This is a genomic window from Gryllotalpicola sp., assembly GCF_027352875.1.
Lineage (GTDB): Bacteria > Actinomycetota > Actinomycetes > Actinomycetales > Microbacteriaceae > Gryllotalpicola.
Map to the genome: position 1 here is coordinate 77,739 of NZ_DAIEII010000021.1, position 19,010 is coordinate 96,748.

The following is a 19,010-nucleotide window of genomic DNA, read 5'->3' on the forward strand; positions in this document are numbered from 1 at the left end:
TCTACCGGCCGAGCTCCTCCGCGACGAGGAACGCCAGTTCGAGCGACTGCATGTGGTTGAGGCGCGGATCGCAGAGCGACTCGTAGCGCGTCGCCAGCGTCGCCTCGTCGATCATCTCGGAGCCGCCGAGGCACTCGGTCACGTCATCCCCGGTGAGCTCGACGTGGATGCCGCCGGCGTGCGTCCCCACCGCGCGGTGCGACTCGAAGAATCCCTTCACCTCGTCGACGACGTCGTCGAAGCGGCGCGTCTTGTACCCGGTGGGCGTCGTGAGGCCGTTGCCGTGCATCGGGTCCGTCACCCACAACGGCGTCTCGCCGTGAGACTTGGCGGCCTCGAGCAGTCCCGGCAGCACGTCGCGGATCTTTCCGGCGCCCATGCGGGTGATGAAGGTCAGGCGGCCCGGCTCGCGCGCAGGGTCGAGCTTGTCGATGAGGCGGAACATGTCGTCCGCGGTCGTCGCGGGGCCGAGCTTGACGCCGATCGGGTTGCGCACGCGCGAGAGGAAGTCGACGTGCGCGCCGTCGATGTCGCGGGTCCGCTCGCCGATCCACACGAAGTGCGCCGACACGTCGTACGGCAGTCCGGTGCGCGAGTCGATACGGGTCAGCGGGCGCTCGTAGTCCATGAGCAGCGCCTCATGGCTCGCATAGAACTCCACCGCCTTGATCTCGTCGAAGTTCGCACCGGCGGCCTCCATGAAACGGATGGCCTTGTCGATGTCATGCGCGAGGCCCTCGTAACGCTGGTTCAGCGGGTTGTCGGTGAAGCCCCGGTTCCAGGAATGCACCTCGCGCAGGTCGGCGAAGCCGCCCTGCGTGAACGCGCGGATGAGGTTGAGGGTCGAAGCGGCGGTGTGGTAGCCCTTGAGAAGACGAGCAGGGTCGGCCTGGCGCGACTCGGGGGTGAAGTCGTAGCCGTTGACGATGTCGCCGCGGTAGGCGGGCAGGGTGACATCCCCGCGGGTCTCGGTGTCGCTCGAGCGCGGCTTCGCGAACTGCCCCGCCATGCGGCCCATCTTGATGACGGGCACCGAGGCGCCGTAGGTGAGCACGACCGCCATCTGCAGCACCGTCTTGACGCGGTTGCGGATCTGGTCGGCGGTCGCGCCCGCGAAGGTCTCGGCGCAGTCGCCGCCCTGCAGCAGGAAGGCCTTGCCCTCCGCCGCCTTGGCGAGCCGCTCGCGCAGCTGGTCGACCTCGCCCGCGAAGACGAGCGGAGGATAGGTGGCGAGCTCGGCGGAGGCGGCGCGCGCAGCCTCCGCGTCGGGCCAGACCGGCTGCTGCTTGATGGGCAGCGTGCGCCAGTGGTCGAGGCCCGCCAGCGTGAAGGGATCAGCGGGGATGACCGGATCGATGATTGCCACGAGGATCCAGCCTAATCGGGGATGCATTCCGCAGGGCGACTGCGGTCATCGCACTTCTGGCGTCGGGCCGGAGGACATGGCCGGGTTCCTGCCCTGTGCGACAGAAGTGCACCCGACCTGACCCGAAGGGTCGAACTACTGGTCTCTATATATCTATAAACGGAAGGAAAGAAGGGAGCAGCAGCAGAACTAGAACCAGCTCGATTCGCGGACGGCCTTCATCGCCTCGCGGCGGGTCGGCTTGTCGAGGCGGTCGAGATAGACGTGGCCGTCGAGGTGGTCGACCTCGTGCTGCAGCATCTGCGCGAAGACGCCCTCGCCGGAGAGCTCGACCTCGTTCCCGTCGAGGTCGACGCCGAGCGCTTTCGCATAGGGGTGGCGCGGCGTCTCGAACCACAGCCCTGGCAGCGACAGGCAGCCCTCGCCGACGAGTTCGGGCTCACCGCCGAGTTCGACGATGCGCGGATTGAGGAGGTAACCCACCGCGCCGTCGACGTTGTAGCTGAAGGCGCGCAGATTCACGCCGATCTGCGGGGCGGCGACTCCAGCCCGGCCGGGCGGCGTCGTCGTGTCGACGAGATCGTCGACGAGAGAGCGGATGCCGGCGTCGAGGACCTCGATCGGCGCCGAGACGGTCCTCAGCACAGGGTCGCCGAAGAGGCGCAGAGCACGGACAGCCACCCTCTCAGGCCTCGACGGGCGCCTCGGCCAGCGCGTCGACAGCAGCCGGCACGGCCTTCTCGCGCGTCGCGGGCAGGCCCTCGACGACGAGCGCAGCAAGCTGGCGCGCCGCCTCCTTGGTGATGGCCCTGAGGTGCTGATAGGGAACAACGGAGCCGGCGGCGAGCACCGGGTCGTACGGAATCCGCACGATGTCGCGCACCCGCGAGCGGAAATGCGATTCGATCTCGTCGAGTTTGACGAGATTGGTGCCGTGGGTCGCGGTGTTGATCGCGACGATCGCGTTGCGCACGAGGTCGGCGTAGCCGTTCGCGTCGAGCCAGGTGAGCGTCTCGCTCGCGAGCCGCGCCTCGTCGACGGAGCCGCCGGAGACGATGACGATCGAGTCGGCACGGCGCAGCGTCGCCCGCATCACCGAGTGCACGATGCCGGTGCCGCAGTCAGTGAGGGCGATCGAGTAGTACTTCGACACGAGGTCGGCGACGACGTTGTAGTCGTTCTCGTTGAACGCCTCGGAGAGGTTGGGGTCGGTGTCGGAGGCCAGTACGTCGAGGCGGGTCTCGTCGCGCGAGACGTACGCCGAGAAGTCGGTGTAGCTGCCGATGCCGGGCGCCCGGTCGACGACGTCGCGCACCGTGAAGCGCGTGTAGCGCGGCACGCGCTCGAGCAGCGTGCCGCGGTCGGGGTTGGCATCGATCGCGATGATGCGGTCGTCGCGCACGTCCGCGAGGGCCATGCCGAGCAGCGTCGTCACCGTCGTCTTGCCGACGCCGCCCTTGCGGGTGAGGATCGGGACGAACCGCGTCGTGCCATCGAAGGTCTTGCGGATGCGGTGGTCGAGCTCCTTGCGGTGGCGCTCGGCCGGGGAATCCCCGAGGTTGACGTTCTTCAGCGTGAGGTACCAGACCGCGCGGCGCCACCAGCCGGTGGGCTCGTTCTTCTTCTGGTAGCGGCCGTCGAGGATGCGGTCGGCGGTGAGCATCGTGGCCGGTTCCGGCTGATCGGAGATCTCGCCGCGGAGGCGGTCGCGACGCGAGGTGCTGAAAGCGGGCTGCGGACCGGTGCTGTTCGCCGCGAGCGGAGTCGGCCCCGTGATCGGGGTCGCGACGACCGTCGCGGGGATCTCGACCGGCGTCGGACCCGACGTGGGGGCGACCGCGGTGACGACGGTCACCGAGCGCGTCGACGGTGCGACGACCTCGCCCGGGTCGACCGGGATGTCGTCGATCGCGACGGCCTTCTCGTCCTCCGGGGCCTCGTGCTGCGCCTCGGGGAGGTCGACGACGACCTGGACCTCGTCGACGTCGAGGTCCGCTTCGAGGTCGGCGACGACCTCGTCGCCCGCCGTCTCGTCGGGTTCGGAGACGGCGCCGCCCACCTCGGCCGGGCTCAGATCGGTGTCCTCGGCTGCAGCCGGCGACGCCGGTGACGACGTGCGCGTCGGCGCGGCCGAGGAGTCCACGGGGCGCTTGCTGGTCGTGTCTGCCACCCATGCACTCTAGCGCCCAGGCGATGTTTAGGTTCCTGCGAAGAGGCGCGGGTAAGTTCGTTGCGTGCATGTTCTCAGCGTCAGCTCTTTGAAGGGCGGGGTCGGCAAAACGACCGTGACGCTGGGCCTCGCCTCGGCCGCCTTCGCGCGCGGGCTGCGGGTCCTCGTCGTCGATCTCGACCCCCAGTCGGACGTCTCAACGGGCATGGACATCCAGATCGCAGGCCACCTCAACGTCGCCGACGTGCTCGCCTCCCCGAAGGAGAAGATCGTGCGCGCCGCGATCGCACCGAGCGGCTGGACGCGGGGGCGGCCCGGCACCGTCGATGTCATGATCGGCAGCCCGTCGGCCATCAACTTCGACGGCCCGCACCCCTCGGTGCGTGACATCTGGAAGCTCGAGGACGCGCTCGTGCTGCTGGAGAACGACTACGACCTCGTGCTCATCGACTGCGCCCCGTCGCTCAACGCGCTCACCCGCACCGCGTGGGCGGCATCCGACCGGGTCGCCGTCGTCACCGAGCCAGGCCTCTTCTCGGTCGCGGCCGCCGACCGGGCGCTACGCGCCATCGAGGAGATCCGGCGCGGGCTCGTGCCGCGCCTGCAGCCTCTCGGCATCATCGTCAACCGGGTGCGCTCTCAGTCGCTCGAGCACCAGTTCCGCATCAAGGAGCTGCGCGACATGTTCGGCCCGCTCGTGCTCGCACCGCAGCTGCCGGAGCGCACCTCGCTGCAGCAGGCGCAGGGCGCCGCGAAACCGCTGCACATCTGGCCGGGCGAGAGTGCCCAGGAGATGGCGCACAACTTCGACCAGCTCCTCGACCGCGTCATCCGCATCGCGAAGATCGGCGCGGACGCGCAAGCGTAGGTTTCCATCGCGCCCGACTGCGGCGGTTCGGCTCAGCCGGCCGCTTTGCGCGCGGCGCGGCGCGCGGCGAGTTCGTCCTCGGGGTCGAGCGAGGCGTCGATGTCGACGAGGCTCGCTTCGACCTCGCGCAGGACGCGGCCGATGGCGATGCCGAACACGCCCTGGCCCTGATTGAGGAGGTCGATGACCTCGGCGTTCGAAGTGCAGAGGTAGACGCTCGCGCCGTCGCTCATGAGGGTCGTCTCGGCGAGGTCGGTGACGCCGGCGAGGCGGAGCTGGTCGACGGCGATGCGGATCTGCTGCAGCGAGATGCCGGTGTCGAGGAGTCGCTTGACGAGCTTGAGGACGACGACGTCGCGGAAGCCATAGAGGCGCTGCGACCCCGAGCCCGCGGCGGCGCGGACGGTCGGCTCGACGAGCGCGGTGCGCGCCCAGTAGTCCAGCTGCCGGTACGAGATGCCGACGGCTCGCGCGGCGACGGCACCCTTGTAGCCGACCTGGTCGTCCATTTCGGGCAGACCGTCGGTGAACAGGTACTGCAGGTCGAGGCGGTCTTCTCCGCCCGTGCTGCTGACTTCGCTCACTGTGTGACCTCTCGGGATCGCTATCGGCGCCGGGTGTGCCCTAAGGCTATCCGTCGCCGCAGGCCCTCTCAACGAAATGGGCTCGAATCCGATCTCTCGGCGTGTCGAACTCTCAAGCTCAGCCTGAGAGTTATGGATTCCGTCCTCAGGCGAGTCGCTCGACCGCGGCGCGCAGCAACTGCGATCGCACCACGTCGAGCGAGCGAGCGATGTCGTGCGCCGCCTCTGCGGCCTTGGCACGGCTCGCGGCGTCGCGCCGACGGACCAGCGGCGCGACGGCGCTCTCGATGAGGCCCGCCTCCCGCTCGACGGCGGCGCGCAGCGCCCGCAGATGCCTCGGCTCGATGCCGCGGCTCTGCAGGTCGACGAGCGAGGCGAGCACGTGGAGCGCGTCCTCGCCGAAAACGTCGGCGGCCGGGATGAGCAATGCCGTCACGGCATCAGAGAGCAGCTGCGGAGTCGCGCCCGCCTCGCGCACCAGGTCCTCACGGGTGAAGCGGCGGCCGGTCGCCAGGATGCCGGGAACGCTCGGCCCGGCCTGCCCCGGTAGGAGCGGGCTGAGCCCGCGGTCGAGGTCGGCGAGGTAGTCGCCGATGACCTTGAGCGGGAGGTAACGGTCGCGCTGCATCGTGAGGATGAGGCGCAGGCGCTCGAGATCGCCCGGGGCGTACTTGCGGTAGCCGCTCGGGGTCCGCGACGGCGAGACGAGGCCCTGCTCCTCGAGGAAGCGCAGCTTCGAGGGGCTGAGGTCGGCGAACTCCGGGGTGAGCTTCGCGAGCACCTGCCCGATGCTCAACAGCGATTGCGCAGGCCGCGCCTGCCCGGTCACGCGGGCCACTAGTTCGCCTTGGCCCGCGAGGCGTAGAACGTGAAGCGGTACTTGCCGATCTGCACCTCGGCGCCATCGGCGAGGACCGCGGACTCGACGCGCACCCCGTCGTAGTAGGTGCCGTTGAGCGAGCCGAGGTCGTGCACCTCGAACGTGCTCGCCCCGACGCGGTCGAACTCGGCGTGGCGGCGCGAAACCGTCACGTCGTCGAGAAAGATGTCGGCGTCGGGGTGGCGGCCGGCGGCCGTCACATCATGGTCGAGGAGAAAGCGCGCACCGGTGTTCGGGCCGCGGCGCACGATGAGCAGTGCGCTGCCGAAGGGAAGCGAGTTGATCGCGCCGAGCTCATCGGCGGTGATGCCGCTGCCGTCGACGTTCAGGGCGTCGCGGAAGTCGTCGCCGAAGCGCGCTGTCGTCGCTTCGTTGCTGTGCGCAGGCTCGCGCAGCGGCTGCTCGTCGGACACGCCATCCCCTCTCGTGTCACCCAGAGTATAGGAAAGGCAAGAGGCCCGAAGAGGCTCCGATGACCTCGCCGCTGCCTATGCTCATAGGCATGGCCCCGCTCATAGCCGATCTCTGGATCCTGCTCGGAGTCTGCGCCCTCACCTGGGTGCTCTCGCTCGTCACCGGCGAGCACTCCTGGGTCGACCGGCTCTGGTCGATCGTGCCCGTGGCCTATGTCTGGGTATTCGCCGGCTTCGCCGGACTCGCCGACACCCGCCTCGACCTCATGGCCGCGCTCGTGACGCTGTGGGGGGCACGGCTCACCTTCAACTTCGCGCGCAAGGGCGGCTACCGGGCGGGCGGCGAGGACTACCGCTGGGCGGTGCTGCGCGCGCGGATGTCGCGCGGCGCCTTCGCGGTGTTCAACCTCTTCTTCATCGTCATCTACCAGAACATCCTGCTGCTCCTCATCGCGCTGCCGGCGTTCACCGCCTATCAGGCGGGCTCGCCGCTGACGCCCTGGGATGTCCTGCTCGCCGCCGCATTCCTCGCGGCGCTCGTCGTCGAGACCGCCGCCGACCAGCAGCAGTGGAACTTCCAGAATCGGAAGAAGGCGGAGATCGCGGCAGGGCGAGAGCCCGCGGAGCGCTTCGTCACCACCGGGTTGTTCAGCGTCTCGCGGCATCCCAACTACTTCGCCGAGCAGGCGCAGTGGTGGCTGCTGTTCTTCTTCGGATGCGTCGCCGCCGGCTCGCTCTGGCAGTGGACGGTCGCAGGCGCGGCCCTCCTCACCGTGCTCTTCCTCGGCTCCACGCGCTTCACCGAGGAGTTGTCGCTCGCCAAGTACCCGGAATACGCCGAGTACCAGGCGCGGATCTGGCCGCTCGTGCCCTGGTTCCCCAAGCGCGCAACGCGCGTCGAGGCCGCCGACGACAGCGGGCGGAGTTAGCCTGGCGCCATGTCCTGCATCCGGTTCAACACGCCCGCCCAGCGCGAGGCGATGCGCCGGTTTGCGCCGTCGCAACTCACGCCGGCCGAGGTCGCGGCGCTGCATCCCGCTCCTCCGGTGACGGAATCGAAGCTCAACCGGCTGCGCCTGCTCGCCGCGGACCCGAACCCCAAGATCCGCGAGGCGGCGGCGGCAAGCTGCAACACGCCGGCCGACGTGTTCGCAGCCCTCGCCGCGGATCCCGACGCGGGCGTGCGCGGCTGCGTCGCCCGCAACGAGGCGACCCCATGCCATGTGCTGCGCTCGCTCGCCCACGACGAGTCCGAGCAGGTGCGGTCATTCCTCGCGGTGAACTACCTCGTCCCCGACGACACGATGGCGGTCCTCGCGGACGACCCCTCGCGCCAGGTCCGCGCGCTCGTGCGGTGGAAGGGCGCGTTGCGGCTCGCGGAGCCGGCTGAGATTCCCGCCCGTGCGCGGGCCTAGGCCGATCCGGCCAACCGCCGGCTGATCTCCTCGACGCTGGGGCGAAGACGGGGCCAGGCATCCGCGAAGCCTGGATGCAGTTCCAGCGAATCGACCTCGGCGATAGACACCCAGCGGACTTCGAGGGATTCGGCGTCGGTGACGGCGGGCTCGAAGTGGTCGGCGACGTGGCCGACGACCGTCGTGTAGCTCCACCAGCCGAGATCGAGCACGGACTCGAAGTCGACGCGCACGAGCTCGGCCGGCACGCCGGCCTCCTCGACCGCCTCGCGGACGGCGCCGGCGGCGGCGGATTCCTCGGGCTGGCGTGCGCCGCCCGGAATCCCCCACGTCCCGCCGAAATGCGACCACGCGACGCGGTGCTGCAACAGGACCCCCGATTCGGGGTGCACGAGCAGCAGCCCGGCCGCGCCGAACTTGCCCCAGAACCGCTGCCCGTCGGGGCCCATGACCCAGCCGTCACCCGGGCCGCGGTGCAGGTTCGGCGGCGGGCCGGGAGGGAGGTCGATCACCCTCCCGAGCCTACGCGTTTGGTTGACTGTGAGCTGTGGCGAAGAAGAGCGGCGCAGCACCGACCCTGGCCATCGTCGCGCTCGCGCGGGCCGGGGTCGCGTTCGCCGTGCGCGGCTACGAGCACGACCCGGCCGCGAGCGACTTCGGCGCCGAAGCCGCCCGGGTGCTCGGAGTCGAGCCGGGCCGTGTCTTCAAGACGCTGATGGCGTCGACGGATGTCGGATTCGTCCTCGGCATCGTGCCCGTCGACGCGATGCTCGACCTCAAGGCGCTCGCCGCCGCGGTCGGCGGCAAGCGCGCCACGATGGCCGACCCGAGGGACGCCGAGCGCAAGAGCGGCTACATCGTCGGCGGCATCAGCCCCATCGGCCAGAAGACCGCTCTGCCGACCGTGCTCGACGACTCCGCGCTCGAGCACGAGACGATCCTCGTCTCCGGCGGCCGCCGCGGCGTAGACATCGAGCTCTCCCCCGCCGACCTCGTCCGAGTGACGGCTGCGATCACGAGTCCGCTTCGCCGGTAGGGAGCGCGGCCGCGCAGGCGTGGCCGGGCGCGTGCACGGATCTCGTCGCTGGAGGCGACGATCCGGTAGATCGTCGGGCGGGATCCGCACCGCCGAAGGCGGCCGCGAAGCAGGCCCGCGCGCAGGCGGGCGAGGCCCGCACTCGCTACCGGCGCCTCGGCTACACAATCGTGCTGGAGCGAGCCCAGAGGTTGATGCCGGCGTCGACGGCGAACCGATCGATCGCCGCGAGCTCGCCCGGCGCGAAGTCGAGCCTGCCTGCGGCGGCGAGATTGGCCTCGAGCTGCGCCACGCTCGAGGCACCGACGAGCGCGGAGGTGACGCGCGCATCGCGCAGCACCCACGAGATCGCGAGCTGGGCCAGACTCTGGCCGCGCGCGGCGGCGATGTCGTTCAGACCCCGCACCTTGGCAAGGACGTCGTCAGCAAGGAATCCGCTCGACCACGACGACGAGCCGCGTCCGGCGCGCGAGTCCGCGGGGATGCCGCCGAGGTAGCGGTCGGTGAGGAGGCCCTGGGCGAGCGGCGAGAAGGCGATGACGCCGATGCCGAGCTCGGAGGCCGCATCGAGCAATCCGCCCTCGATCCAGCGGTTGAAGAGCGAGTAGGACGGCTGGTGGATGAGGACGGGTGTGCCCATCTCGCGCAGGATGCGGCTCGCCTCGCGGGTGCGCTCGGGCGAGTAGCTGGAGATGCCCGCGTAGAGCGCTTTGCCGCTGACGACGGCCTGGTGCAGCGCGCCCATGGTCTCCTCCAGCGGTGTGTCGGGGTCGGCGCGGTGCGAGTAGAAGATGTCGACGTAGTCGAGGCCCATGCGGGTCAGGCTCTGGTCGAGGCTGGCGAGGAGGTACTTCCGCGAGCCGAAGTCGCCGTACGGGCCGGGCCACATGTCATAACCGGCCTTCGTCGAGATGACGAGCTCGTCACGGTAGGGATGGAGATCCTCGGCGAACACCCGCCCGAAGTTGATCTCGGCGCTGCCGTACGGCGGGCCGTAGTTGTTGGCGAGGTCGAAGTGCGTGACGCCGAGGTCGAAGGCTCGGCGCAGGATGGCGCGCTGGGTGTCGAGCGGCGTGATGTCGCCGAAGTTCTGCCAGAGCCCGAGCGACACGGCCGGCAGCAGCAGGCCGCTGCGGCCGGTGCGGCGGTAAGGCAGCTCCTCATAGCGGTCCGGGGCGGCCTGGTAGCTCACGATTCCTCGGCGGTGGTCATGAGGATGTGGGCGAGGCGCGTGAAGGAGATGTCGACGAGATCGTCGTGCCCGGTGAGCAGCTGCACGGCGACGTGGTCGGCGCCCGCGTCGAAGTGCGCCTGGATGCCCGCCTGGATGTCCTCGTCCTGCCCGTAGACGACGAGCTCGTCGATGAGGTGGTCGCTGCCGGGCGCAGTGAGGTCCTGGTCGGTGAAGCCGAGCTCGCGGAGGTTCTTCGTGTAGTTCGCGAGCGCGAGATAGCGCTCGATGTGCGGGTGCGCGATCCGCCGCGCTTCCTCGGCGTCCTGACGCAGCACGACCCGCTGCTCGGGCACGAGCAGGGCCGCCCGCTCCCCCTCGCCGCGCGCCTCGTCGAGGATCGTCCGCGCGCGCGCGTCGAACTCCGCGGTCATGAGGTAGGGGTGCGCGCCGGCCGCGCGCTCGGCGGCGAGCTTCAGCATCCTCGGCCCGAGGGCGGCGAGCACCCGCTGTTCGAGCGGCACCCGCTCGAGGTCGAGCCAGTCGAGGTAGTCGACCATGCGCTGATAGGGCGTGTAGCTGCGACCGCCGAGCTGCTCGGGATGGCCGGCGCCGATGCCCAGCACGAAACGGCCGGGGTGCTTCTGATCGACGCGGTGGAAGGCGACGGCGAGGTCGAGCGGGTCGGACGTCCAGATGTTGACGATCGCCGTGGCGATCGTGATGCGCTCGGTGGCGTCGAGGAGCTGCTCGGGGAACTCGAGGTTCGCGGACGGCGAGCCGCCGATCCAGATGGCGCCGAATCCGAGGCGCTCGAGGTGCTGGGCGAGCTCGGGGGTGAGCAGGCGCCCGCTCCGCCAGACGCCGATCTTGCCCAGTGCAGGGATCGTCATGGAAGTCGTCCTATCACGGTTTGGGGCGAACTATGACGTTCGCCGCTCTTCTCCTGGCGCCCGAACGCGGCAAGATCGAGGCATGAGCGATGAGTTCCGCCTCCTTCCCGACGAGGCCGCCCTGGTCGGCCGCACCGCACCGCTGCCGAGCGTGCGACGAGTGGCGACGCAGACGCCATCCGGCGAGGTGAGCGCGCTCGTGTGGGGGGATGCCCCCGCCGTGACGCTGCTGCACGGCGCTGCCCTCAACGCGCACACCTGGGACGCGACGTTGCTCGCGCTCGGCCGCGACGCCATCGCGCTCGACCTGCCCGGCCACGGCGACTCGGCCTGGCGCGACGACTTCGACTATTCGCCCGCCGTCAACGCCGAGGCGGCGGCGGCCGTCATCGATGCCGTGGCCCCGGGCGTGCCGCAGGCGATCGTGGGCCACTCCCTCGGCGGCCTCAGTGCCATCGCGCTCGCCGCGACCCGCCCCGACCTCGTCTCGGCGCTCGTCATCGTGGATGTCTCGCCAGGCCTGCGCCTCGGCGACGCCGCTCAGGTGTCCGACTTCCTCACCGGGCCGCAGGTGTTCCCGTCCCGCGAGGCCATCGTCGAGAGCGCGCTGGCAGCGGGCATCGGCGATGACCGCGCCACGCTCGCCCGCGGCGTCGAGCTCAACACCCGCGTGCGCGACGACGGGAGCGTGATCTGGAAGCACCACTTCGGCAACCCGCCTCAGGACGGCACCTTCGGCTCGGCAGGGCTGCGCGACCTCACCCTGCTGTGGCCGGGGCTCACCGAGGCGGACGTGCCCGTGCTGCTGGTGCGCGGTGCGACCGGGTACCTCGCCCCGGAGGTCGTCGAGGAGTTCCGCGAGAAGGTGCCGCGGGCGATCGTCGTCGAACTCGCCACCGGGCACAACGTGCAGGAGCAGGACCCGGTGGGGCTGGCGGCGGCGATCAGTGGGTTTCTATCAGGGCTCGCCTGAGCCCGTCGACGTCGGCGTCGGTGAGGCCGTGCGCGAGCGCGTACTCGCGCGTCGAGCCGTACTGCGCCTCGATCGAGGCGAACACCCGCTCGAGCTCGGCGGCGGGGCTGAGACGCACCAGCGCGTCGAGATTCACCGGGTTCTCGAGCACATGCCGCGCGCGCAGCCGCTCCACGATCTGATCGAGCAGCGGCGCGGGCAGGTTCTTCTCAGTCTCGGCGTAGTCGGCGATGATCTCGGCGCGGTCGACGCCGACGAGGTCGAGCGCGAGCGCGACGACGAGGCCGGTGCGGTCCTTGCCCGCCGTGCAGTGCACGATGACGGGATCATCCCCGGAGCCCGCAATATGGCGGATCGCGGCGATGAGCCGGTCCCCCTCGCGCTCGACGATGTCGGAGTAGAGTTCGGCGAGCGCGGCGTCCCTGGCGATGTAATCGCTCGTCGGCCCGGACAGCAGCGGATTGCGGATGATCTCGGCGTCGAGCGCGTCGAGACGGGAAGGTGAGAAGTCGGCCTCATCGTCGCTGCGGAGGTCGATGACGCGCTTGACGCCGCGGCGCGCGAGCTCCGCAACATCCGCATCCGTCAGCGCATGGAGGGAGTCGGAGCGGTACAGCTTCCCCCAGCGAGTCGTGCCGCCGCCCGCAGCCCGGTAGCCGCCCACATCGCGCAGGTTGTACGTGCCGGCCAGGGGCACCAGCCGCTCGGGTTCGCTCATGCCCTCAGATTATGGGGTCATGCGCATGCGCACTCTGTGTTACGCCGGGTTCGCACGCCGTTCATCGGCCGACTAGCGTCGATTCCGATGAGCGACGAGTCTCTCGAATCGGGCTGGTCCTTCGACACCCTTCAGGTGCACGCGGGCGCCTTCCCCGACCCCGCCACCCGGGCGCGGGCGGTGCCGATCTTCGCGACGACGAGCTACGTCTACGAGAGCGTCGACACGGCGGCTGCGTCGTTCCTCCTCGAGGATCTCACCGTCAACAGCTACTCGCGCACCGGCAACCCGACGACCGCAGCGGCCGAGCGCCGGATCGCCGCGCTCGAGGGCGGCGTCGGTGCTGTCGCCGTCGCCAGCGGCCAGGCCGCGACCACCCTCGCCCTGCTCAACATCGTGCGCGCCGGCGATCACGTCGTGCTCTCCGGCCAGGTCTACGGCGGCACGACGAGCCTCGTCACGCAGCGCTTCCCCGAGCTCGGCATCGAGCACACCATCGTCACCGACATCGACGACCCCGAGGCGTGGCGTGCCGCCATCCGCCCGAACACCAGGGCCTTCTTCGCCGAGTCGATCGCCAACCCGCTCGCCCGCGTGCTCGACATCGAGACGGTCGCCCGCGTCGCACACGACGACGCCGGCGTGCCGCTCATCATCGACAACACGCTCGCCACTCCCTACCTGCTGCGCCCCATCGACTTCGGCGCCGACATCGTCGTGCATTCGACGACGAAGTTCCTCACCGGACACGGCACGGTGCTCGGCGGCGTCGTCGTCGACTCGGGCGCGTTCGACTTCGGAGCCGAGCCCGCCAAATGGCCGGGACTGCACTCCGTCGACCCCGGCCACGGTGAGATCGGCTACTGGGAGCGCTTCCACGGCCAGGGCCTCGGCTACCTGCTGCGCCTGCGCTCGCTGCTGCTGCGCGACTATGGCCCCACCCTCTCGGCGTTCAACTCGTTCCTGCTCATCCAGGGCATCGAGACGCTGAGCCTGCGCCTGCGCCAGCACGTGGCCAACACCGAGCGGATCGTGCGCTACCTCGAGAGCCACCCGCAGGTCGAGCTCGTCAACCATCCGCTCGCCGCCGGGCACCCGTCGGCCGGGCTCGCCGCGAAGTACCTGCCCAAGGGCGCCGGCAGCGTGTTCTCCTTCAACCTCGTCGGCGGCCTTGAGGCCGGGAAGGCGTTCATCGGAGGGGTCAAGCTGTTCAGCCACCTCGCCAACATCGGGGACGTGCGATCGCTCGTCATCCACCCGGCGTCGACGACGAACTCTTCGCAGACCCCCGAGCAGCGCGCCGCCACCGGCATCGGCGAGGGACTCATCCGCCTGTCGGTCGGCATCGAAGACGCCGACGACCTCATCGCAGACCTCGAACGCGGCTTCGCGGCCGCGCGAGCGGTCCGACCGTAATCAGCGGAGACTATCGGCTGAGCACCCCCACGCCACCGCGCACCATTCGCAATCCATCCGTCTGAGAGAGAAGAAGAACACAGCAATGCGCACCTCGAAGATACTGCTCGCCGCGGGTCTCGCCACAGTCTCGGCTGTGACGCTCGCCGCGTGCACCGGCGGCTCCACCCCCACCCCCGTCAACACCGACGCGACCGTGAACCTCGGGCTCGTCCTCGCCCCGACCGACCTCGACATCCGCACCACCGCCGGCGCGGCCCTCAACCAGGCGCTGCTCGACAACGTGTACCAGGGCCTCGTCACCCTCGACGACAGCGGCAAGATCGTCCGCGACATCGCCAAGAGCTACACGATCTCCCCCGACGGCCTCACCTACGATTTCACGCTCAACTCCGGCGTGACGTTCAGCGACGGCCACGCGCTGACCGCCGACGACGTCGTGAGCTCGCTGCAGGATGCCACCAAGAACAAGACGACCTACGTGGATGCGTCCGGTCTCGCGGACGTCGCCTCGGTCACCGCACCCGACGTCGGCACCGTCGAGGTCAAGCTCGACAAGCCGAACATCGAGACGCTGTGGGCGCTCGCCGGCCGCGCGGGCATCGTGCTCGAGAAGGGCGCGACGAACGACCTCAAGACGACCGCGCTCGGCACCGGCCCGTACACGGTCGCCGGCTTCCAGGCCAACACCAGCCTCACCCTCGACCGCAACGACAACTACTGGGGCACGAAGGCGCAGGTGAAGGAGATCGTCTTCCACTACTACGCCGACACCGCGACCGCGGCGAACGCAGCCCTCTCGGGCGATCTCCAGGCGCTGCTGCCCGTCGACCCCACCCAGAAGGCCAAGTTCGCCGGCGCTCAGAACCTCGCCATCGTCCAGGGCGACTCCACCGACAAGTGGACGCTGGGCTTCAACAACACCGACCCGACGCTGAGCAAGAAGGACGTGCGCACCGCCATCCGCGAGGCGATCGACCCCAAGGCGATCATCGCGGCGGTCGGCGGCGCCGGCCTCCCGCTCGGCGGTCCGATCCCCACCGGGGACCCGGGATACCAGGACCTCACCTCGGTCGACGCCTACAACGCGGCCGACGCCAAGGCGAAGTTCGCCGCGGCGGGAGTGACCAGGCTCACGCTGACGATCCCCACTCCGTACGGCACGACGATCTCCGACATCCTCACCAGCGAGCTCAACGCGGTGGGCGTCAAGCTCACCGTCAAGCAGGTCGACTTCAACACCTGGCTGTCGCAGGTGTTCATCGCCGGCAACTACCAGCTGAGCATCGTCGACCACGTCGAGTCGCACGACTTCGGCACGCTGTGGACGAACCCGAAGTACTACTTCCACTACGACAACGCTCAGGTGCAGTCGCGGTATCACCAGGCACTCGCGTCGACGACCGAGGGCGACGAGGCGAAGTATCTCTCGCAGGCCGCCGCCATCGTGTCGAACGACGCCGCGGCGGAGTGGCTGTACCAGGGCGTCGTGCTCAACGTGGTGAGCACCTCGCTCAAGGGCCTGCCGGTGAACAACACCAACAACCGGCTCAACCTGGCGAACATCTCGGTCCTCGGCGGACAGTGAGTTCGTGACCCGCTTTCTCGCCACTCGGGCGCTGCTGCTCCTGGTGGGGCTTGCGGTCGCCGCGATCCTGATCTTCTTCACCCTCCGGGTGCTCCCGGGTGACGTAGCCCTCACGATCGGCGGAACCCAGGCCACACCGGAGCAGATCGCCCACATCCGCAGATCGCTCGGACTGGACCAGCCGGTGCTGGTCCAGTTCGGCGACTGGGTGGCGGGACTGCTCCACGGCGACCTCGGGCAGTCGCTGCTCACCGGCGTGCCGGTGGCCGACGACATCGGCCGGGCCCTCACCGTCACCCTGCCCCTCGCAGGCCTGTCGCTCGTGTTCGGCCTCGCCATCGGAATCCCCCTCGGCGTCGTGTCGGCGGTGCGCCACCGGCGCTTCAGCGGCTTCGCCATCTCCGCCGCAGCCCAGGCGGTCGCAGCGATCCCGATCGTGTTCATCGGAATGCTGCTCGCCGTCGGCGTCGGGCTGTACCTGCGCTGGCTGCCGGTGCAGGGGTTCCCCAATGCGGGCTGGGCGAACCCGCGGCGCGCATTCGACTCGCTCATCCTGCCGGCGCTGTCCATCGCTCTCGTCGAGGGCGCCGTGCTGCTGCGCTTCACGCGCTCCGCGGCGCTCGAGGCGATGAGCCAGGACTTCGTGCGCACCGCGGCGGCGAAGGGCATGACGCGGACCCGCGCGCTCGTGACGCACGGCCTGCCGAACGTCATCCTCTCGGTGGTGTCGGTGCTCGGCATCCAGCTCGCCGCGCTGCTCGTCGGCGCCGTGCTCGTCGAGGTGGTGTTCCAGCTGCCCGGCCTCGGCAAGGCGCTCGTCGACGATGTCGGCAATCGCGACCTCGTCAAGGTGCAGGGCGAGCTGCTCGTCATCACCGCGCTCATCCTCGTCGTCGGCTTCGTCGTCGACGTCGTGCACCGCCTCGTCGACCCGCGCGAGCGGCAGGCGGACGGGGACCTCGAATGACCCCTCGACGGACTCAGGGCCCGGCCTGGCTGCGCGAACTGCGGCGGCGACCGGCCGGCATCTTCGGCTCGATCGTCATCATCCTGCTGGTGGCCTCCGCGGTCGTCTCGAGCTTCTGGACGCCCGTCGACCCGTTCTACGCCGACCCGTTCCACCCCTGGCTCGGCCCGAGCCTCGCGCACCTCCTCGGCACCGACGCGGTCGGCAAGGACATCTTCAGCTACCTCTTCCTCGGCTCGCGCACCACGCTGCTCGTCGCCGCCGGCTCCTCCGTCGTCGCCACCGTCGTCGGCATCGCCCTCGCCGCGCTCGGGGCGCTGACCGGCCGATGGCTGCGCGAGACTATCGCCGTCATCGTCGACATCCTCATCGCGTTCCCAGTGCTGCTCATCGCCGTCATGCTCACCGCGGTCCTCGGCCCCTCGCTCGTCAACGTCGTCATCGCCGTCGGCATCGGATTCGGCGTCAACATCGCCCGAGTCTCGCGCGGCGAGATCCGCCGGGTGGCGCGCACCGACTACGTGCTCGCCGCGCGCGCCGCAGGGGTCGGGCCGTGGCGGAACCTCGTCGACCACATCTTCCCCAACATCGCGCCGGTGTTCATCGTGCAGCTGTCTCTCGCCGCCGGGGTGGCGATCCTCTCGGAGGCCGGCCTGTCATTCCTCGGCTACGGCGCCGACCCGGGCACCGCCTCGTGGGGCCGCATGCTGCACGACCTGCAGAACTACATCACCCTCTACCCGCTGACCGCGGTGTGGCCGGGCGTCGCGATCGGCCTCACCGTGCTCGGGTTCAACCTCTTCGGGGATGCCCTGCGCGAGGCGACGGACCCCCGGCTGCTCGCCGGGAGCGACGGTCCGATGGACCGTCGCTCGAGCAGGCGCCGCCGAAAGGCGGCGACCCCGTGAGCCTGGAGATCTCCGACCTCACCATCCGCTTCGGCGAGCGCGTCGTCGTCGACGCGGTGTCATTCTCGGTCGCGCCGGGCGAGCGGTTCGGCATCATCGGGGAATCCGGCTCGGGCAAGTCGCTGACGACGCTCGCGATCCCCGGATTGCTCCCCGAGCGCGCCACCTGGACCGGCAGCGTCCGCCTCGACGGGGTCGAGCTGCTGGGCCTGGCCGAGAAGGAGCTCGCGCGCATCCGCGGCCGCCGGATCGGATCGGTCTTCCAAGACCCGCAGACGGCGCTCAACCCGATGCGCACCATCGGCAACCAGCTCGTCGAGCCTCTGCTGCTGCACGGCATCGTCGGCCGGCGCGACCACGACGAGCGCGCCCGCCAAGCGGTGCGCCTCGCTTCGCTCGTCAAGCTTCCCGATCCGAGCCGCATCGTCGAGCGCTACCCGCACCAGCTCTCGGGCGGGCAGCGCCAGCGCGTCGGCATCGGCATCGCCCTCGCCGCCTCGCCCAGCGTGCTGCTCGCCGACGAGCCGACGACCGCGCTCGACGTGACGATCCAGGCCGGAATCCTCGAACTCTTCAACGACCTCGTCAGCGAATCCGGCACCGCGCTCGTCTTCGTGACCCACGACCTCGGCGTGCTCGCCCAGGTGGCCGATTCCGTGCTCGTGCTCGCGAACGGCCGCGCAGTCGAGCGCGGCACCGTCGCGGGCATCCTCGACCACCCTCAGCACGAGGTCACCGCGGGGCTCGTCGCCGCGGCGCGGCTCACGAGCTTCGATGCGCGGATTCCACTCGGAGGCGGCGATCCCGCGGATCGTCGCGCGGAACCCGCCGCCGAAGGCGGGCTGTCATGACACTGCTGACGGTGACCGGCCTCGTCCGCGACCATGTGCTGCCGAGGCGCACGCTCTTCGGCCCGGCCGAGGTCAAGCGGGCGCTCGCAGGGGTCAGCTTCGAGATGGCGGACGGCGACACGCTCGCCATCATCGGGGAATCCGGCTCGGGCAAGTCCACGCTCGTGCGGCTCATCCTCGCCCTCGACTCCCCCACCTCGGGATCGGTCGAGTTCGAGGGCCGCCGCGTGGCGCCCGGCTCGGCCGCGTCGCTGCGCTGGCTGCGCCGCGAGACGGGCATCGTGCTGCAGGACCCCTATGCCTCGCTCGACCCGCGCATGCCGGTGTGGCGCAGCGTCATCGAGCCACTGCGCGCGCTCGGCATCGACGGCGACCACCGCGCCATGGTCGCCGAGGTGCTCGAACGGGTGGGGCTCGCCGCGGAGCTGTCGACGCGGTACCCGCACGAGCTCTCCGGCGGCCAGCGCCAGCGCGTCGCCCTCGCACGGGCCATCGTGCACGGCCCGAAGCTGCTCATCGGCGACGAGCCGCTCAGCGCCCTCGACGTCACCGTGCGCGCCCAGGTTGTCGAATTGCTCCGCGAGCTGCACCGCGACCTCGGCCTTTCGATGATCCTGGTCTCGCACGACATCGGCCTGGTGCAGCACTTCGCCCGCCGCGTCATCGTCATGCACGACGGCGAGATCGTCGAAGACGGCCCGTCGCAGCGGGTCCTCATCGCTCCTGAGCACGAGTACACCCGCGCGCTACTGTCGGCGGTGCCCCGCCTCGACGGCCGCCGCCGGCGCTGATT

21 protein-coding genes are annotated in these 19,010 nt (G+C 70.1%); 11 read left to right on the forward strand and 10 right to left on the reverse strand.

All coding sequences use genetic code 11. The annotated features are described in order from the left end of the window. Window position 1: 1 nt before the first annotated feature. The 3 genes from M7D61_RS02955 to M7D61_RS02965 all read right to left on the reverse strand — a co-directional run bounded on the left by M7D61_RS02955 (window position 2) and on the right by M7D61_RS02965 (window position 3,536). Window positions 2-1,393, reverse strand: coding sequence for a class II 3-deoxy-7-phosphoheptulonate synthase (locus M7D61_RS02955; protein WP_298227437.1), 1,392 nt, complete (start codon window positions 1,391-1,393; stop codon window positions 2-4). A gap of 162 nt (window positions 1,394-1,555) precedes the next feature. After that, the gene (locus M7D61_RS02960) at window positions 1,556-2,047 is read right to left on the reverse strand and encodes a peptide deformylase (RefSeq protein WP_298227439.1); all 492 of its coding nucleotides are present in this window, start codon (window positions 2,045-2,047) and stop codon (window positions 1,556-1,558) included. Window positions 2,048-2,051: 4 nt separating this feature from the next. After that, window positions 2,052-3,536 (reverse strand): MinD/ParA family protein, encoded by a 1,485-nt coding sequence (locus M7D61_RS02965; protein ID WP_298227441.1) that lies wholly within the window; start codon window positions 3,534-3,536, stop codon window positions 2,052-2,054. A gap of 64 nt (window positions 3,537-3,600) precedes the next feature. On the opposite strand from M7D61_RS02965, the gene M7D61_RS02970 reads away from it, so the two are divergent. Next, on the forward strand, window positions 3,601-4,404 hold the full coding sequence (locus M7D61_RS02970; protein WP_298227444.1) for a ParA family protein: 804 nt from the start codon (window positions 3,601-3,603) through the stop codon (window positions 4,402-4,404). Between the two features lie 32 nt (window positions 4,405-4,436). On the opposite strand, the gene M7D61_RS02975 is transcribed toward M7D61_RS02970, so the two are convergent. From M7D61_RS02975 to M7D61_RS02985, 3 genes are all read right to left on the reverse strand, one after another. Continuing rightward, window positions 4,437-4,988, reverse strand: coding sequence for a MerR family transcriptional regulator (locus M7D61_RS02975; RefSeq protein WP_298227446.1), 552 nt, complete (start codon window positions 4,986-4,988; stop codon window positions 4,437-4,439). A 145-nt stretch (window positions 4,989-5,133) separates the two neighbouring features. Then, the gene (locus tag M7D61_RS02980) at window positions 5,134-5,826 is read right to left on the reverse strand and encodes a MerR family transcriptional regulator (protein WP_298227448.1); all 693 of its coding nucleotides are present in this window, start codon (window positions 5,824-5,826) and stop codon (window positions 5,134-5,136) included. Beyond that, entirely contained in the window at window positions 5,826-6,197 is a 372-nt protein-coding gene (locus M7D61_RS02985; protein WP_298227504.1) for an FHA domain-containing protein, read from the reverse strand. The genes M7D61_RS02980 and M7D61_RS02985 overlap by 1 nt, the downstream gene beginning before the upstream one ends. Before the next feature lie 173 nt (window positions 6,198-6,370). Here M7D61_RS02985 and M7D61_RS02990 point away from each other — a divergent pair, with 173 nt between their 5' ends. Next, window positions 6,371-7,210 carry a DUF1295 domain-containing protein gene (locus tag M7D61_RS02990; protein WP_298227450.1) on the forward strand — a complete coding sequence of 280 codons (840 nt, stop codon included), beginning with the start codon at window positions 6,371-6,373 and terminating at the stop codon, window positions 7,208-7,210. 9 nt (window positions 7,211-7,219) lie between these two features. After that, window positions 7,220-7,696, forward strand: coding sequence for a hypothetical protein (locus tag M7D61_RS02995; RefSeq protein ID WP_298227452.1), 477 nt, complete (start codon window positions 7,220-7,222; stop codon window positions 7,694-7,696). Here M7D61_RS02995 and M7D61_RS03000 read toward each other — a convergent pair. Further along, window positions 7,693-8,208, reverse strand: coding sequence for an NUDIX hydrolase (locus M7D61_RS03000; protein WP_298227455.1), 516 nt, complete (start codon window positions 8,206-8,208; stop codon window positions 7,693-7,695). The genes M7D61_RS02995 and M7D61_RS03000 overlap by 4 nt on opposite strands. Window positions 8,209-8,243: 35 nt before the next feature. On the opposite strand from M7D61_RS03000, the gene ybaK reads away from it, so the two are divergent. Further along, window positions 8,244-8,732 (forward strand): Cys-tRNA(Pro) deacylase, encoded by a 489-nt coding sequence (ybaK, locus tag M7D61_RS03005; RefSeq protein WP_298227457.1) that lies wholly within the window; start codon window positions 8,244-8,246, stop codon window positions 8,730-8,732. A 160-nt stretch (window positions 8,733-8,892) separates the two neighbouring features. On the opposite strand, the gene mgrA is transcribed toward ybaK, so the two are convergent. Both mgrA and M7D61_RS03015 read right to left on the reverse strand, forming a co-directional pair. Beyond that, on the reverse strand, window positions 8,893-9,924 hold the full coding sequence (mgrA, locus tag M7D61_RS03010) for an L-glyceraldehyde 3-phosphate reductase (protein ID WP_298227459.1): 1,032 nt from the start codon (window positions 9,922-9,924) through the stop codon (window positions 8,893-8,895). Beyond that, window positions 9,921-10,796, reverse strand: a complete 876-nt coding sequence (locus M7D61_RS03015; protein WP_298227462.1) for an LLM class F420-dependent oxidoreductase — start codon at window positions 10,794-10,796, stop codon at window positions 9,921-9,923. The genes mgrA and M7D61_RS03015 overlap by 4 nt, the downstream gene beginning before the upstream one ends. Before the next feature lie 82 nt (window positions 10,797-10,878). Between M7D61_RS03015 and M7D61_RS03020 the strand changes: the two genes are divergently transcribed. After that, the gene (locus M7D61_RS03020) at window positions 10,879-11,769 is read left to right on the forward strand and encodes an alpha/beta hydrolase (RefSeq protein WP_298227464.1); all 891 of its coding nucleotides are present in this window, start codon (window positions 10,879-10,881) and stop codon (window positions 11,767-11,769) included. Here the strand turns inward: M7D61_RS03020 and M7D61_RS03025 are convergent. Continuing rightward, on the reverse strand, window positions 11,741-12,487 hold the full coding sequence (locus M7D61_RS03025; protein WP_298227466.1) for a tyrosine-protein phosphatase: 747 nt from the start codon (window positions 12,485-12,487) through the stop codon (window positions 11,741-11,743). The two genes, M7D61_RS03020 and M7D61_RS03025, sit on opposite strands and share 29 nt — an antisense overlap. An 87-nt stretch (window positions 12,488-12,574) precedes the next feature. On the opposite strand from M7D61_RS03025, the gene M7D61_RS03030 reads away from it, so the two are divergent. From M7D61_RS03030 to M7D61_RS03055, 6 genes are all read left to right on the forward strand, one after another. Then, window positions 12,575-13,903, forward strand: a complete 1,329-nt coding sequence (locus M7D61_RS03030) for an O-acetylhomoserine aminocarboxypropyltransferase/cysteine synthase family protein (protein WP_298227469.1) — start codon at window positions 12,575-12,577, stop codon at window positions 13,901-13,903. An 85-nt stretch (window positions 13,904-13,988) separates the two neighbouring features. Further along, window positions 13,989-15,491, forward strand: a complete 1,503-nt coding sequence (locus M7D61_RS03035; RefSeq protein ID WP_298227471.1) for an ABC transporter substrate-binding protein — start codon at window positions 13,989-13,991, stop codon at window positions 15,489-15,491. 4 nt (window positions 15,492-15,495) lie between these two features. After that, window positions 15,496-16,458 (forward strand): ABC transporter permease, encoded by a 963-nt coding sequence (locus M7D61_RS03040; RefSeq protein ID WP_298227473.1) that lies wholly within the window; start codon window positions 15,496-15,498, stop codon window positions 16,456-16,458. Continuing rightward, window positions 16,455-17,366, forward strand: coding sequence for an ABC transporter permease (locus M7D61_RS03045; protein ID WP_298227475.1), 912 nt, complete (start codon window positions 16,455-16,457; stop codon window positions 17,364-17,366). The genes M7D61_RS03040 and M7D61_RS03045 overlap by 4 nt, the downstream gene beginning before the upstream one ends. Continuing rightward, window positions 17,363-18,217 (forward strand): ABC transporter ATP-binding protein, encoded by an 855-nt coding sequence (locus tag M7D61_RS03050; RefSeq protein ID WP_298227476.1) that lies wholly within the window; start codon window positions 17,363-17,365, stop codon window positions 18,215-18,217. Before M7D61_RS03045 ends, M7D61_RS03050 begins: the two co-directional genes overlap by 4 nt. Continuing rightward, window positions 18,214-19,008 (forward strand): ATP-binding cassette domain-containing protein, encoded by a 795-nt coding sequence (locus M7D61_RS03055; protein WP_298227478.1) that lies wholly within the window; start codon window positions 18,214-18,216, stop codon window positions 19,006-19,008. The genes M7D61_RS03050 and M7D61_RS03055 overlap by 4 nt, the downstream gene beginning before the upstream one ends. The last annotated feature ends 2 nt before the right edge of the window (window positions 19,009-19,010 follow it).